Source organism: Novosphingobium sp. SL115, from assembly GCF_026672515.1.
Lineage (GTDB): Bacteria > Pseudomonadota > Alphaproteobacteria > Sphingomonadales > Sphingomonadaceae > Novosphingobium.
The window spans coordinates 815532-829946 of the sequence record NZ_JAPPRG010000002.1 but is presented as its reverse complement, the minus strand read 5'-3'; the positions used below and the strand labels follow the sequence as shown (position 1 = coordinate 829946).

Below are 14415 nucleotides of genomic sequence, written 5' to 3'. Positions count from 1 at the left end.
CCAGTCTTAGATAGGGGCTGTGGCCGGCGGCTTCAAACCTCTTGCGCAGATTCAGCACGGGCGGCAAGACGCGGCGCGATCAGCGCGCAAGCGACAAGCTGCAACTGGTGGAAAACCATCACCGGCAGCAGCACTACGCCGACTTGCGCCGCCGGAAAAAGCACCCCCGCCATTGGCACGCCGGACGCCAGGCTTTTCTTCGAACCGCAAAACAGCAGCACAGTAGCATCGCCGCGCGAAAGCCCCATCGTGCGGGCCAGCAGCGTGGTCAGGCCCAACACTGCGCCCAGCAAGGCAAGGCACAGCGCGATCAGCACCAAAAGGCTGTGCGGCGCGACCTTTTGCCACAAGCCTTCGACCACTGCCGCGCCGAAAGCCGAATAGACCACCAGCAGAATCGAGCCGCGATCAACTTTGCCAATCCATGCCTTGTTCCGCGCCACGACCCCACCGATCCACCGGCGCAGCATGTGCCCGGCCACGAACGGCAGCAACAGTTGCAGCACGATCGCCTCTGCCGAACCCCACGAAAACCCGCCAGTTGCTCCGCCCATCAACAGGGCGACCAGCGCGGGCGTCAGGAAAATGCCGGCAAGGTTTGAAAACGACGCCGCACAGACCGCCCCCGCCACGTTGCCACGCGCCACAGCGGTAAACGCGATGGAAGATTGCACCGTTGATGGCAGCAGGGTCAGGAACAGCAGTCCGGCCGCAAATTCGCCCGGAACCATGGCCTGAGCGCCCAGTCCCAACAGCGGAAACGCAACGAACGTCACCGCCAGCACCGCCAGATGCAGCCGCCAGTTGCGCGCACCTTCAACAATCGCTTCGCGCGACAGTTTGGCCCCGTGCAGGAAGAACAGCAGCACGATGCCCGCATCAGCTGCGCGTTCAACCGCCAGCGCCCAGTCGCCCCGCGCAGGCAGGAATGTGGCCAGCAGCATGGTGGCCAGCAAGGCCATCAGGAAAGGATCAAGCAGCCCGATAATGCGCCGGATCATACAAACGCCTCCACACCGGCAAAAATGGAATGTCCGTGGGAATGGTCCGGCAAGAATGGTGCACCCGACAGGATTCGAACCTGTGACCTCTGCCTTCGGAGGGCAGCGCTCTATCCAGCTGAGCTACGGGTGCCTTGGACCGAACGGGCACCTAGCAGCGCACCGACACGGTTGCCAGTATTTTTGTTGGACCTGTAATTTTCAGGTGGAATTTTCTGACACTATTCAGGCGCTGACATCGCCGATTTAGGGATTTGGTAGGCCTATGCCGATAGCGCATGCACCATGCAGCGTTTCCGCCAGACCGATCCCGATTCCAGCACCAGCCAAGCGCGAGCAAAATCTGCCGAAAGCCGCCGCAATGCGGATTTCGCGCGGCTTGGTGCAGAACGCGCCGCCAGCACGGCCCTGTCGATGAAGTGGGCCGCACTGCATGAAGCCGCCGACGTTGTATCGACCCTGGCCGGTGCAAAAGCAGAACAGCAACGACCCGAAGTCCGCAACTTCCCTGCCATCATGCGCGACACGGGCGGTTTGCGGTACGAACTGGCACAGCAGGGCGTGGAAGATCTTGCTGCGGTCATGGAAGCAGGGCTGGCCGCACTGTTGGCGGTTTCAACACGCGGACGCTCACCCGCACCTGCCGCGCTGGCATTGTGGCAGGAGTTCATCGCCGCACGCACTGCGCTGCTGACACTGATTCCGCCGCTGATCCCGCCTGCCGGTGACAGACGCAGGCCCTGATCGTTCCTGCGCCCTACCCGCCCCAGGCGGCACAGTACGGATCAATGCCCACTAGTTGCCGCCGCAATGATGCGCGGGCCAACCGTTCAACCTCAGCCTTGCGGCGCGCTGCAACCAGCGGCACAGTGGGCGCGGATCGCAGGATTTCGGCGTCATAGCCATCGGCCACGATCACCCCGCATGAGTGGGGCAGAAAGTCTTCGGTTTCTAGCACCGCCCGGTCAAGATGCGGGGCCAGCCCCCAGTAGAACCGGTCGCAATGGTCGAGATAATCGGTCCACTTGGCATCCCCCAGAAGATCAGCCCGCGACACCTTGATTTCGACAATCACCACCTGCCCTTTGGCGTCGATGCCCATAAGGTCGGCCCGGCGGCCCGAACGCAGCGGCATTTCAGGCAGGCACCAGATATCGTTGCGCGCGAACAGGCGGCAAATGCCGCGCGCGACGGCCCGCGCTTCACGTTCGGCAATGGCGGGTTCCAAGGTGACTGGCGGCGATTCGATCATGCAGCCAACCTAAGAACAAACATCGAACAGGTAAAGAGCCTTACCAGATACCTAGCGTTTGGATGAACAGCCACACGCCGGTCGCCACCAGCAGGGCCGCCGCGATCATGCGCACGATATCCAGCGGCACGCGCTTGATAAGTTCGTTGCCGAAAAACACGGCGGGCACGTTGGCGAGCATCATGCCCAGCGTTGTGCCCGCAGTCACTGTCAGCGCGTCATTGAAACGCGCGCCCAACGCGATAGTGGCGATCTGCGTCTTGTCGCCCATTTCAACGATGAAGAACGCGACCAGCGTGGTCAGGAAAGCACCATAGCGCGACGGTTTGGGTGCTTCGTCATCGTCCATCTTGTCTGGCACCAGCGTCCACAAACCCATGGCGACAAAGCCCACCGCAACGGCGAAGCGGAACCACATGCCGTCCAGAAATGCCGCCGCCGTTGCCCCCAACAGGGCCGCAAGAAAGTGATTTGCCAGCGTTGCCGCCAGAATGCCCCAGACGATCGGCCAGGGCCGTTTGAACCGCGTTGCCAGAATGATGGCCAGCAGTTGTGTTTTGTCGCCAATTTCGGCCAGCGCGACAATCGCGGTGGAAGTGGTGAAGGCTTCGAACATGATGATTTCCGGGGCCGGGCGGAGCGTTGTTGCCAACGACGACAAACCTCTCCGCCCGGCCCGGACGCAAAAGTTGCCGTCATTGGTCTCGCCCGATGGAACCTTTACGTTCCGTCGCCTGCGCCATGGTCTCTCGACCAAGCATGTTGACGCTGAGGTCCGCGTGGATACGCGGTGGCTACTCCCCAAGTGACTTGGGCCTTTCGATAGCCACATCTGGCCTTCGCCGCAAGAGCGCGCTAGGCACCGCGCGCTTCCCGACCACGGGCGCGAGAGGGGAAACCGGATGAAGACGCACACAGCCATCGCAATCATTGCGCTCGGTCTGTGGCCGAATCTGGCCCAAGCCGCGGATGAAGCCGCAAACCCGCTGACCATTGGTGCAACCGTAAGGCTGCGCACCGAATCCATTTCGGGCCAGTTCCGCGCTACAGGCCCTGCAAACGACACCATGGTTTCCCTGAAAACCGCGGTCGATGCCGAATATGATGCAGGCCCGGTGCGTTTCGGCGGCGAATTGTGGGACGCGCGCAGTTGGGGACAGGACCGCAGCTCTTCAGCAGGAACCAGCGAAGTCAACGCGCTGGAACTGGTGCAGGCCAATGTAAAGATTGAGCTGGGCGCGAAAAGCTTGCTGACGCTGGGCCGTTTCACACTCGATCTGGCTGGACGGCGACTGGTGTCGCGCCAGCGTTTTCGCAACACGACCAATGCCTTTACCGGCGCGCATCTGGCGCTGGTGGGCAGCGGCGGGCGACGGCTGGATGCCTTGCTGACCATGCCGCACACCCGCCTGCCGTCCGATTCAGACGGCATTCGGTCAGACCGGGTGCAGTGGGACCGTGAAAGCACCGATGTGCTATTCTTTGGCGCGCAGGCAACGCTTCCCAGCGTGGCAGGCGGGGTGCTCCAACCTTATGCCTATGGCCTGACCGAACGTGACAGCCCCGCGCTTGCCACGCGCAATCGCCGGTTGTGGACGGTGGGTGCGCGCCTGTTCAAACAGCCCAAAGCGGGCACGTGGGACCATGACATCGAAGCCACGGTGCAAGGCGGCAAAGCGCGCCGTACCACCGCGGCCAGCGACCGCGCCGATCTGGATGTGGCGGCATGGTTCCTCCACGCAGAACTGGGCAAAACGCTGTCCGCATCGTGGAAGCCGCGGCTTGCTGTGCTGTTCGATGCGGCCAGCGGCGATGGCGGCAAGGCAGGCAAATATTCGCGCTTCGACACGCTGTATGGTGCCCGCCGCTTCGAATTTGGCCCAAACGGGCTTTATGGACCATTCGCCCGCGCCAACATGATCTCGCCGTCACTGCGGCTTGAGGTGACTCCGACCAAGCGCACCGATGCCTTTGTCGCGTGGCGCAGCGCCTGGGCAGAAAACCAGGCGGACACTTTTGCCGCCACCGGCGTACGCGATGCCAGCGACGCTGCCGGAACGCTGGCCGGACATCAGGTTGAAGCGCGGGTGCGGCACTGGATCATGCCGGGCCATCTGCAGATCGACGTTGGCGGAGCGATGCTGTTGAAGCGGGGCCTGTTGCGTGATGCCGCCAATGCACCTGCCAGCGGCAACACCCGCTATGGCTATGTGGACCTGCTGCTGACGCTTTGACATCATTTCCGATTTGGGGCGACTTTGACTCTGGCATAGCCACCTGCCTTCCCGAATATTCTTGCTTTTTGCGAAAGCCGTGCCTATGTGCAACGCAGCAATACCGGCAGTGCTATGCGCTGCAATCCGGGTGCTGGCGTGAGATTCGGCGTAAAATCGCTAAGAATCCGCCCCGGATGAACGGTCATTGCCCCGCCCGCTTCCCCTTTCACGCATGGGTCGCACCGTCGACCCCGCGCGCCGAATTACCGGTGTCGCGTAACGCGAACTCAACATGCACGTCGGCAGTTGCCGATGGGCTTATGAAAGCATTTTCATGTCTTTTTTTGCTGAACTCGGCCTTGCCGAACCCATTCTCCGTGCCCTCGAAACCAAGGGCTACAACGACCCCACGCCGATCCAGCGCCAAGCCATTCCTGCGCTGCTCGAAGGCCGCGATCTTCTGGGTATCGCCCAAACCGGCACCGGCAAGACCGCCGCGTTCTCGCTGCCTTCGCTGCACCGCCTTGCGGCCAACCCGATTGACCGCAAGCCCGCATCGTGCCGCATGCTGGTGCTGTCACCAACGCGCGAACTGGCCGCACAGATTGCCGACAACATGCGCGGCTATGCCAAGAACTTGCGCATGTCGGTCGACTGCGTGTTCGGTGGCGTGCCCATCGGCAAGCAAGCGCGCCGTCTGGTGCCGGGCGTCGACATTCTGGTCGCCACGCCGGGCCGCCTGCTCGACCTGATCGACAACCGCGCGCTGACGCTGGGCCGCACCGAAATCTTCGTGCTGGATGAAGCCGACCAGATGATGGATCTTGGCTTTATCCATGCGCTGAAGCGCGTGGCCAACCTGCTGCCCAAGACGCGGCAGAGCCTGTTCTTCTCGGCCACGATGCCCAAGGCGATCGAGGATCTGGGCAAGCAGTTCATCGTCAACCCGGTGCGCGTCGAAGTCGCTCCCAATTCGACCACGGCTGAACGTGTCGAACAGTATGTCACCTTCATCAATCAGGCTGAAAAGCAGGCACTGCTGACCCTGCGCATCCGTGACCTGCTGAAGGAAAAGACGCTGGACCGCGCGCTGGTGTTCACCCGCACCAAGCATGGCGCTGACCGCGTTGTGCGCCACCTTTCGTCCGCCGGGATCGACGCCCGCGCCATCCACGGCAACAAGAGCCAGGCCCAGCGCACCGCCGCGCTGGAAGCGTTCCGTCAGGGTTCGTGCCCGGTGCTGGTGGCAACCGACATCGCCGCACGCGGTATCGACGTTTCGGGCGTTTCCCACGTCTTCAACTTCGAACTGCCCAATGTGCCGGAACAGTATGTCCACCGCATCGGCCGCACCGCGCGCGCTGGCGCAGACGGCATCGCGATCAGCTTCTGCGCGCCCGACGAAAAGCCTTACCTGAAGGACATCGAACGCCTGACAAAGATCAAGGTCGACACGATGGCCCTGCCTGAAAACTTCCTGACCGAAGCCGCGCGTCTGCCTGCCCCCACCCGCAAGCCTGCCGAAGAAGAAGGCCAGCGCCGCGACTTTCGCGAAGGACAGCCGCGTGGTGGCCAACGCAATGGCCGTGGTGGCCAGAACCGCGATCAGAACCATGGTGGCCGCGCGCAGGGCCGTGACGGTCGCCCGCGCGACACCAGCGCCCGACAGGACCGACGTGAAGGCGAACGCGCCGAACGCGGCCCGGTGCGCAACCCCGTGCAGCAGGACCGCCGCGACGGTGAAGCGGCAACAGGCGAGCGTGATTACAGCCGTCCGCGCAGCTTCCGTTCGCGCGGTGCCCCCGGCGTTGGCGCGCACAAGCACAAGGTGCAGCGCGTAAGCTGATTTTGGGATGGACAGCCCTGCGCAATGGCAGGGCTGTCCGTCACACCAAAGCTGGGCACGGGCGTTAAACCTTGGCCCAAAGCTTCAATTTTGGCATAGCGTCTGGATGAACGGCGCGCTGGCCTCGGCCACATTTTCTGCAATCGCGATGACGGTGATCGTCGCGTTGCGCTATCTTGCCACCAGCGGCCTGTTTGCATGGGCCACGCGCAAAGTGCGGCCCGGCCACTATCGCGGGCTGGAACGCCAGATCCGCTCTGAAATTGGGTGGAGCCTTGCCACCGCCGCTATCTACGGCGTCCCGGCCGGCATTGTCGCATGGGGCTGGCAGCAGCGCGGCTGGACACGGATATACACCGACCTTGCCGCCTATCCACTGTGGTGGATGCCGCTGTCACTGCTGACATACCTTATCGTCCACGACACATGGTTTTACTGGACCCACCGCTGGATGCACCGCCCGGCGGTGTTTCGCGCCATTCACGCCATCCACCATGCCAGCCGTCCGCCCACCGCATGGGCGGCCATGAACTTTCACCCGGTCGAAGCCGCAGTGGTATCGCTGCTGATCCCAGCGCTGGTGTTCGTCATCCCGATCCACATCGCCATGCTGGGCACGATCCTGGTGATTATGACCGTGATGGGTGTGACCAATCATATGGGGTGGGAGATGTTTCCGCGTTGGCTCGTTCATTCCACAGCAGGCAAGTGGCTGATAACTGCCAGCCACCACCATCGTCACCACGAACTTTATCGCTGCAACTACGGCCTGTATTTCCGCTTCTGGGACCGGCTTTGCGGCACTGACAAGGGACTGTCCGCCCCGTGAAACGCGCCTTCCTGCTGCTGCCACTTGTCCTGCTGGGCAATGCTCCGTCCACAACCACTGTCACCGTCGACATATCAGGCCTGCGCAATGCCAAGGGTCTGGTGCATCTTTGCATGACCGCCAATATCAAGGCTTTCCCGGAAGGTTGCGGAAAGGATGCCAGACGTTTCGTCGCGTCTGCCAATGCAGGTGCGGCTTCAACGCTCGTGCTGCGGGATGTTCCAGCCGGGCGCTATGCCATTGTTTTGCTGCATGATGAAAACGGCAACAAGAAGATGGACAAGACGCTGTTCCTCCCCAAAGAGGGCTTCGGCTTTTCGCGCGACGCCCCGGTCAGGATGGCTCCGCCAAAGTTTGAGGCGGCCGCGTTCGATGTAACGGCGGGCAAGCCGGTGAGGATGTCGATGAAGGTTCGCTATATGTAACGTAAGGTTTGCCGTTGCTCGTGCCCGATACCGCCTCTCCTATTCCGGCCGCAAAGCCGGGCCCAAAACCGGGCAGCGCCCTTGCTCCGTTCCGTTATCCGGCCTTCCGCGCCATCTGGACAGCCAATCTGGCCTCCAACATCGGATCGATGATCCAGTCTGTCGGCGCGGCATGGCTGATGACGGAACTCACCACATCACACCTGCTGGTGGCATTGGTTCAGGCATCGGCGACCATTCCCATTCTGCTGCTGGGCATGTTTGCAGGCGCCATTGCCGACAATTTCGACCGTCGCCGGGTGATGCTGGCCGCGCAGACCGGAATGCTCATCGTCTCCGCCGCGCTGGCCGCCCTGTCATACAGCGGGAACATCGGACCATGGTCGCTGCTGGCGCTGACGCTGCTGGTCGGCATGGGCACCGCGCTGAACGGCCCTGCATGGCAGGCATCGGTGCGGATGCAGGTGGGCAAGGCCGATCTGCCCCACGCCGTATCGTTGAATGCCGTATCGATGAACCTTGCGCGCAGCGTCGGCCCGGCTGTGGGCGGGGTGCTGATTTCGCTGTGGGACACCAGTCTTGCCTTTGCGATCAATGCAGTCAGCTACCTTGGCATGATCGTGGTGCTGGCAATGTGGAAACCCGATGCCACGCCGCCGCGCAAGGAACCGATGCTGGCCGCCATCGGACGCGGCATCCGCTTTTGTGCGTCATCATCGCCCATCCGCAAAGTCCTGCTGCGCGGACTGGTTTTGGGCACGGGCGCGGCGGCACTTCAGGCGCTTCTGCCCAGCGTGGCCAAGGACCGGCTGTTGGGCACTGAGATCGACTATGGCCTGATGCTGGGCGGGTTCGGTCTTGGCTCCATCCTTGCCGCGCTGCGCGTTTCACATTTGCGCCGCCGCTTTGGCAGCGAACCGGTGGTGGTGGGTGCAACCGTGCTGATGATCGTCGGCCTTGTCGGGCTGGCACTGGCAACAACGCCTGTTTCGGCCATCCCGGCTGCGTTCATCGGCGGTATGGGCTGGGTCAGCGCGATGACCAGCCTGAACGTGGCCATGCAGTTGCGCAGCCCCGAAGACATTCTTGGCCGCTGCCTGTCGATGTATCAGGCGGTCACCTTTGGCAGCATGGCCGTGGGTGCGTGGATATGGGGCCTTTTGGCCGACATGGCGGGCCTCGGTCTTGCGCTGAACATGGCCGCAGCGTGGCTTGCCGCAACGCTGATCTTGCATTTCGTCGCGCCCATGCCAACGCGCGAAGAAGGCCGCCTTGATATCGTGCCGGAGAGCAAATCGTGACTGTAGACAACCGCCCGCTTCGTTCTGTCCTGTACATGCCCGCCAGCAATGCGCGGGCCATGGCCAAGGCCCGCAGCCTTGATTGCGATGCGGTGGCGCTGGACCTTGAAGATGCCGTTGCCCCCGAAGCCAAGGCCGACGCCCGCATCGCACTGGTGACAGAGGCACAGACCGGCGGCTTTGGCCATCGCCGCCTGATCGCCCGGATCAATGCCCTGTCCACGCCATGGGGCTATGACGATATCACCGCGCTGGCCGCCGCACCGGTAGAGGCGATCCTTGCCCCCAAGGTGGATGATGCCGCCGATATCGAAGCCCTGTCGCGCGCGATGGATCAGGCTGGATTTTCAGCAGATGTCGCCCTGTGGGTGATGATCGAAACTCCGCGCGCGGTGCTGGCGCTGGAACGCATCGCCGCCACCGCCGCGACCACCCGGCTCGCAGGCTTCGTGCTGGGCCTTAACGATCTGGCCAAGGACAGTGGCATTGCCCAGTTGCCGGGCCGCGCCGCCTTTGTGCCGGTGCTGACCATGGCAGTTCTGGCCGCGCGCGCCCACGGCATCATCATTCTGGACGGGGTATGCAACGCGATAGACGATCAAGCCATGCTTGAGGCCGAATGCGTCCAGGCGCGTGATTCGGGTTTCGATGGCAAGACCTTGATTCACCCCGCACAACTTGATGCGTGCAACCGCGTCTTTGCCCCCACCATACGCGATATCGCCGATGCGGAGGCAATTGTTACAGCCTTTGCCGATCCCGCGAATGCCGGAAAGGGCGCATTGCGAGTAAACGGAAAAATGGCGGAACTGCTGCATCTGGCGCAGGCTGAGCGGCTTTTGGCAAAAGCGGCAGCCATCGCAACACGCTGAAACCACGGCGCGCTGCACCGTAGCTCAACTGGCGCAACTTAAGCACTTTTTCACAAAGTTGCGCCAGACCGTCCCTCGAAGGAAAGGGACCAGGTGGGCGTCATGGATACTTTGCGGGGATTCGATTCCGACCGCTACGCAGGCGAGCTTGATCTTGCGGGCTATGAGGATGACGCGGCCAGCGAACCGCCGCCCTCGTTCGCCGGGCAGGATGAGCGCCGGATGCAGGTGCGCGCCTATAATTACTGGGCGGGCCTGCTGGGCAACAATACGCTGCCGCCGGTGCAGGGGCTGCTGGATGGCGCCTATCCCGATTTTTCCGACAACGCCGTGCTGCTGCACTTTGACGAAGGGCTGGACGATCCGGCAATCACTTTCGTCGGGGCAAAGCTGGCCACCGAATGTGGCACCGAACAGTCGATCAAGCGGTTGAGCCAGGTTCCGGGCCGGTCGCTGCTGTCGCGCATTACCGACCATTACATGCAGATTCTGGCCAATCAGGCTCCGATTGGATTCGAAGCCGAATTCGTCAACCAGCATGGCCACACCATCCTCTATCGCGGTATCCTGCTGCCGTTCTCGTCGAACGGTCTGGAAATCGACTACATCATGGGGGCGATCAACTGGAAGGAACTGGCCGACCAGCAGACCACCGATGAGCTGATGCTGGAAATCGGGCAGGCGCTGGAAGCCGCCCCTGTAAAAAAGCAGCCCCGCCGTCCCCTGATCGAACCCAGTGATTGCTGGGCCGATGGCCCGGTGGCGCTCGACCTCGATACCTTTCCCGAACCCGCGTTTGGAATAGAGGCTGACCTTGCTCCGCTGCCCGCAGGCACGCAGGATGCGGAACCTGAGTATCTGGGCGACTGGCTTGCTTCAGCCCGCGATCTGGCACTGGTCGCAAATTCCAGCGAAGACCGCACCCGCAGCGCGCTTTATGCCGCCATTGGCCGCGCATGGGACTTTGCCCTTGCCGCGCAGGCAGCGCCTGAAGATTTTGCCGAACTACTGGAAGACGCGGGCCTGACCATGCAGGAACGCGCCCCGATGACTCCGGTGGTCAAGCTGGTGTTCGGCGCGGATTACGACAAGACCCGGTTGACCGAATACGCCGCCGCACTGACCCATGCCCAGCGCATCGGGCTGGGGCGCGGCGAACTGGGGCGCTATCTGTCCGAAGCGCCTGGCGGACTTAAAGGTGTGGTCAACACCGAACGCACGATGCGCCGCGAAGAAGCAGGCAAAGCTTTGGCGCGACTGGGGCCGGAAGCGCTGGCTGAAACCCTGCGCGCCATGCCCCCGCGCAAACTGTCAGACATTGCTCCTGCCGATGGCGCGGAATTCGCCCTCGTCATGGTCCGCCGCCTGCCAGATGGCGAAGTGGCGCTGGTGGGTGAAGTGGCCGAAGACGTAGCTTTGTTCGAACGCGCAGCACGCCACCTGATCGGTTAAGGGACGCTTCCCCCGCCGCATCTGCCCTGCTAGCCCATGCCTTATGGCACGGGCGGCAAAGGACAAATGGCGGATGGGGTGGATTGGCTGGACACTGGCCTGCCTCGTGCTGCTGGGCGCTTTAGGCTATCTTGCCCTGCGTCATGCCCTGCAAACCAACGCAGTTGCTGTATTGAATGGCACGGACAAGTTGCTGAACGGCGGCGATGGCGCAATCCGGCAGGTTGCCGATGTCCGCTATGGCAAAGGCCCCGCACAGAAGCTGGAAATGTTCGTGCCCCAAAGCGCCAAGGGCACGCTGCCTGTGCTGGTGTTCATCCACGGCGGAAGCTGGGCTAGTGGCGATCCGCACGACTACCGCTTTATCGCCCGCACATTCGCCTCGCATGGCTATGCCGTAGTGCTGGCGGGATACCGGCTGTACCCGCAGGCGCGCTATCCCGCGATGCTGGAAGACGGCGCGGCTGCGCTGCGCTGGGTACATGACAATGCCGGAAAGCACGGAGCCGATCCTGCGCGGCTGGCGCTGATGGGCCATTCCGCCGGAGCCTACAACGCGGTCATGCTCACACTTGATCCGCAATGGTTGCGGGCGCAAGGACTGAACCCTGCGATGATTCGCGGCACGGTGGCGCTGGCAGGACCGTTCGATTTCCTGCCGCTCGATACCGACGCCACCATCAACACCTTCGGACAAGCAGCTGATCTTGCAGCCACACAGCCGGTCAACCACATCCGCGCCGATGCGCCACCGATGCTGCTGGTCACCGGCGATGCCGACACGCGCGTAAAACCGCGCAATTCCAAAACACTGGCCCGTCTTCTGCGCGACCGGGGCGTGGCCAATGAACCTGTGATCCTGCCCGGCGTCACACACGAAGGCATCATCACCATGTTCGCGCAGCCTTTCCGCCGCGATGCGCGCGCCATCGATGCGGTGTTACCCTTCCTGAGCCGTGTCACCGCTCCCGCGCCTGCTTCAGTTGCGGTTCAGGCGGCAGGTCGATAGTTCTGGCACCGTGACAGTGCGCGCCCACTCCCTTCCCCGCATGATGGCCCGTTTCACCGCCATGCTGGCCGCGCTTGCGCTGTGCCTGCAACCTGCCGCCGCGCAATCGGTGCTGCGCGATGCGGAAACCGAAGCGCTGTTCCGTGATGCCGCCGCTCCCATTTTCGTCGCCGCCGGGTTCAACCCCAAAGCGGTAGATCTGGTCCTGCTGAACGACGGGTCGATCAACGCCTTCGTCGCGGGCGGGCAGATGATCTTCATCCATTCCGGGCTGATCGGCGCGGCGGACAATGTGAACGAGTTGCAGGGCGTGATCGCGCACGAACTGGGCCATATCACCGGCGGGCACATCATTCGCTATGACGAAGGCCTGAAACCCGCCACCGGCATTACCGTACTGTCACTACTGCTGGGCGGGCTTGCCGCTGCGGCAGGATCGGCGGACGCGGCAATGGGCGTGTTCATGGCGGGCCAGCAAGCCGCGTTGGGCAAATTCCTGTCGTTCAGCCGCGCGCAGGAATCATCAGCAGACGCGGCGGGCGCACAGTTCCTGTCAAAAGCCGGCATTTCCGGGCGCGGATCGATTGAATTCTTCAAGAAGCTGCAGAATCAGGAATTCCGTTACGGCTACAACGCCAGCGCGAACCCGGATGCCGAATTCTATCGCACCCACCCGATGACGTCTGATCGCCTTGCCACCTTGCAGGACACCTATTCGCAAGACCCTGCGTGGAACACCCCGCCGCCAGCCGAATTGCAGGCCCGGTTCCTGCGGGTGAAGGCCAAGCTCTATGGCTATCTGGCCGATCCGCAGTCCACCCTGCGCGCTTACCCTGAATATCTGACTGACGTTCCCGCGCGCTATGCCCGCGCCTATGCCTTTCACAAGGAAGCCTTTGCCGACAAGGCGCTGGATGAAACCAAGGCGCTGATCGCGCAAGACCCACACAACCCCTATTTCCTTGAACTGGAAGGGCAGATCCTGCTCGAATCCGGGCGTCCGAAAGAGGCTATCCCGCCCCTGCGCGAAGCCACCGCCCTGACCGGCAACGAACCGTTGATCGCCACCACATTCGGCCACGCGCTGATCGCCACCGAAGACAAGGACAACTTTGCGGAAGCCGAAAAGGTGCTGCGCGCCGCTGTGGTGCGTGACCGCGACAACCCCTTCACCTGGTATCAGCTTGGCGTTGTCTATGAAGCACGCGGCGATACGGCGCGGGCGCGGCTGGCCAGCGCCGAGCAGCAGTTGATGAACATGCGACTGGCCGAAGCCGTGCGCAGCGCCGAAGCCGCCGAAGCCGCGCTGCCCAAGGGCACGCCCGACTGGCTGCGCGCGCAGGATATCGCCATGTCGGCCCGCGCGACCATGGAACGCCAGAAGAAATCGCGCTAAGGCCGCTCCCGATGGCAGACACCCAACCCCGCCGCTTTGGCCCTTTCGCCCTGATCGCAGTGCTTTTTGCCGGTGCAGGTGCGCTGGGCGGCTGGTGGTATGAAAGCCGCAAAGACGCAGGCGAACCGGGCGCAGACGCGCAACTGGAAGCCTCGCTCGCCAGCGCCGGGATCAGTGGCAAGGAACGCGCCGCCATCGAAGGACTGGTGCGGTCCTACATCCTTGAACACCCTGAAGTGTTGCCAGAAGCGATGGAACGGCTGCAACAGCGCGAATCCGAAGCGCGCATTGCGCCTTTGCGTGGCGCGCTGGAAACGCCGTTCCCCGGCGCAGTGCTGGGCAACCCCAATGGCAAGGTCACGCTGGTCGAATTCACCGACTTTGCCTGCACTTATTGCCGGCAAAGCGTGAAGGCGCTGGAAGGGTTGATTGCAAAAAACCCCGACCTGAAAGTGGTGATCCGCGAACTGCCGATCATCGCGCCTGAAAGCGCGCCTGCCGCGCGCATGGCTCTGGCTGCCGCCGCGCAGGGCAAATACCCCGCCTATCACACCGCCATGTTCACCGGCGCGCGTCCCAGCGACCAGTCCATCACTGCCGCCGCTACCGCCGCAGGCATGGACCTTGCCGCCGCCAGCACCTTTGTCGCGCGCAGCGATGTGGAGGACGAATTGAAGCGCAATCTTGATCTCGCACGCCAGCTTGGCGTCAATGGCACGCCTGCGTGGGTGATCGGTGAAAAGCTGGTTCACGGCGCGGTTCCGCCCGAAGAACTGCAGGCCGCCATCGATCAGGCCCGAAAGGGGTAATCCGGAG

General features: G+C 62.8%; 14 protein-coding genes and 1 tRNA gene. 11 read left to right on the top strand and 4 right to left on the bottom strand.

All coding sequences use genetic code 11. The annotated features are described in order from the left end of the window. Positions 1-32: 32 nt before the first annotated feature. The gene (locus tag OVA07_RS05520) at positions 33-1001 is read right to left on the bottom strand and encodes a bile acid:sodium symporter family protein (protein WP_268170470.1); all 969 of its coding nucleotides are present in this window, start codon (positions 999-1001) and stop codon (positions 33-35) included. A gap of 56 nt (positions 1002-1057) precedes the next feature. Continuing rightward, positions 1058-1134, bottom strand: a tRNA-Arg gene (locus OVA07_RS05515). Between the two features lie 152 nt (positions 1135-1286). Between OVA07_RS05515 and OVA07_RS05510 the strand changes: the two genes are divergently transcribed. Continuing rightward, on the top strand, positions 1287-1745 hold the full coding sequence (locus tag OVA07_RS05510) for a hypothetical protein (RefSeq protein WP_268170469.1): 459 nt from the start codon (positions 1287-1289) through the stop codon (positions 1743-1745). Between the two features lie 13 nt (positions 1746-1758). Here OVA07_RS05510 and OVA07_RS05505 read toward each other — a convergent pair whose 3' ends face one another. Then, positions 1759-2253, bottom strand: a complete 495-nt coding sequence (locus tag OVA07_RS05505; RefSeq protein ID WP_268170468.1) for an MmcB family DNA repair protein — start codon at positions 2251-2253, stop codon at positions 1759-1761. A 40-nt stretch (positions 2254-2293) separates the two neighbouring features. Next, positions 2294-2869, bottom strand: a complete 576-nt coding sequence (locus OVA07_RS05500) for a TMEM165/GDT1 family protein (RefSeq protein WP_268172614.1) — start codon at positions 2867-2869, stop codon at positions 2294-2296. A gap of 286 nt (positions 2870-3155) precedes the next feature. On the opposite strand from OVA07_RS05500, the gene OVA07_RS05495 reads away from it, so the two are divergent. From OVA07_RS05495 to OVA07_RS05450, 10 genes are all read left to right on the top strand, one after another. Continuing rightward, positions 3156-4487, top strand: a complete 1332-nt coding sequence (locus tag OVA07_RS05495) for an alginate export family protein (protein ID WP_268170467.1) — start codon at positions 3156-3158, stop codon at positions 4485-4487. A 316-nt stretch (positions 4488-4803) separates the two neighbouring features. Next, positions 4804-6315 (top strand): DEAD/DEAH box helicase, encoded by a 1512-nt coding sequence (locus tag OVA07_RS05490; RefSeq protein ID WP_268170466.1) that lies wholly within the window; start codon positions 4804-4806, stop codon positions 6313-6315. Positions 6316-6421: 106 nt separating this feature from the next. Next, positions 6422-7144, top strand: a complete 723-nt coding sequence (locus tag OVA07_RS05485; protein ID WP_268170465.1) for a sterol desaturase family protein — start codon at positions 6422-6424, stop codon at positions 7142-7144. Then, on the top strand, positions 7141-7569 hold the full coding sequence (locus OVA07_RS05480) for a DUF2141 domain-containing protein (protein WP_268170464.1): 429 nt from the start codon (positions 7141-7143) through the stop codon (positions 7567-7569). Before OVA07_RS05485 ends, OVA07_RS05480 begins: the two co-directional genes overlap by 4 nt. Positions 7570-7589: 20 nt before the next feature. Continuing rightward, positions 7590-8870: an MFS transporter gene (locus tag OVA07_RS05475; RefSeq protein ID WP_268170463.1), complete on the top strand. Its 1281-nt coding sequence runs from the start codon at positions 7590-7592 to the stop codon at positions 8868-8870. Further along, positions 8864-9742, top strand: a complete 879-nt coding sequence (locus OVA07_RS05470) for an HpcH/HpaI aldolase/citrate lyase family protein (RefSeq protein WP_442789664.1) — start codon at positions 8864-8866, stop codon at positions 9740-9742. Before OVA07_RS05475 ends, OVA07_RS05470 begins: the two co-directional genes overlap by 7 nt. A 102-nt stretch (positions 9743-9844) precedes the next feature. Next, positions 9845-11194: a hypothetical protein gene (locus tag OVA07_RS05465; RefSeq protein ID WP_268170461.1), complete on the top strand. Its 1350-nt coding sequence runs from the start codon at positions 9845-9847 to the stop codon at positions 11192-11194. A 43-nt stretch (positions 11195-11237) separates the two neighbouring features. Further along, positions 11238-12203, top strand: coding sequence for an alpha/beta hydrolase (locus tag OVA07_RS05460; protein WP_268170460.1), 966 nt, complete (start codon positions 11238-11240; stop codon positions 12201-12203). 43 nt (positions 12204-12246) lie between these two features. Continuing rightward, a complete protein-coding gene (locus tag OVA07_RS05455; protein ID WP_268172613.1) occupies positions 12247-13599 on the top strand; it encodes a M48 family metalloprotease in 1353 nt (450 codons plus the stop codon). A gap of 11 nt (positions 13600-13610) precedes the next feature. Further along, the gene (locus tag OVA07_RS05450; RefSeq protein WP_268170458.1) at positions 13611-14408 is read left to right on the top strand and encodes a DsbA family protein; all 798 of its coding nucleotides are present in this window, start codon (positions 13611-13613) and stop codon (positions 14406-14408) included. The last annotated feature ends 7 nt before the right edge of the window (positions 14409-14415 follow it).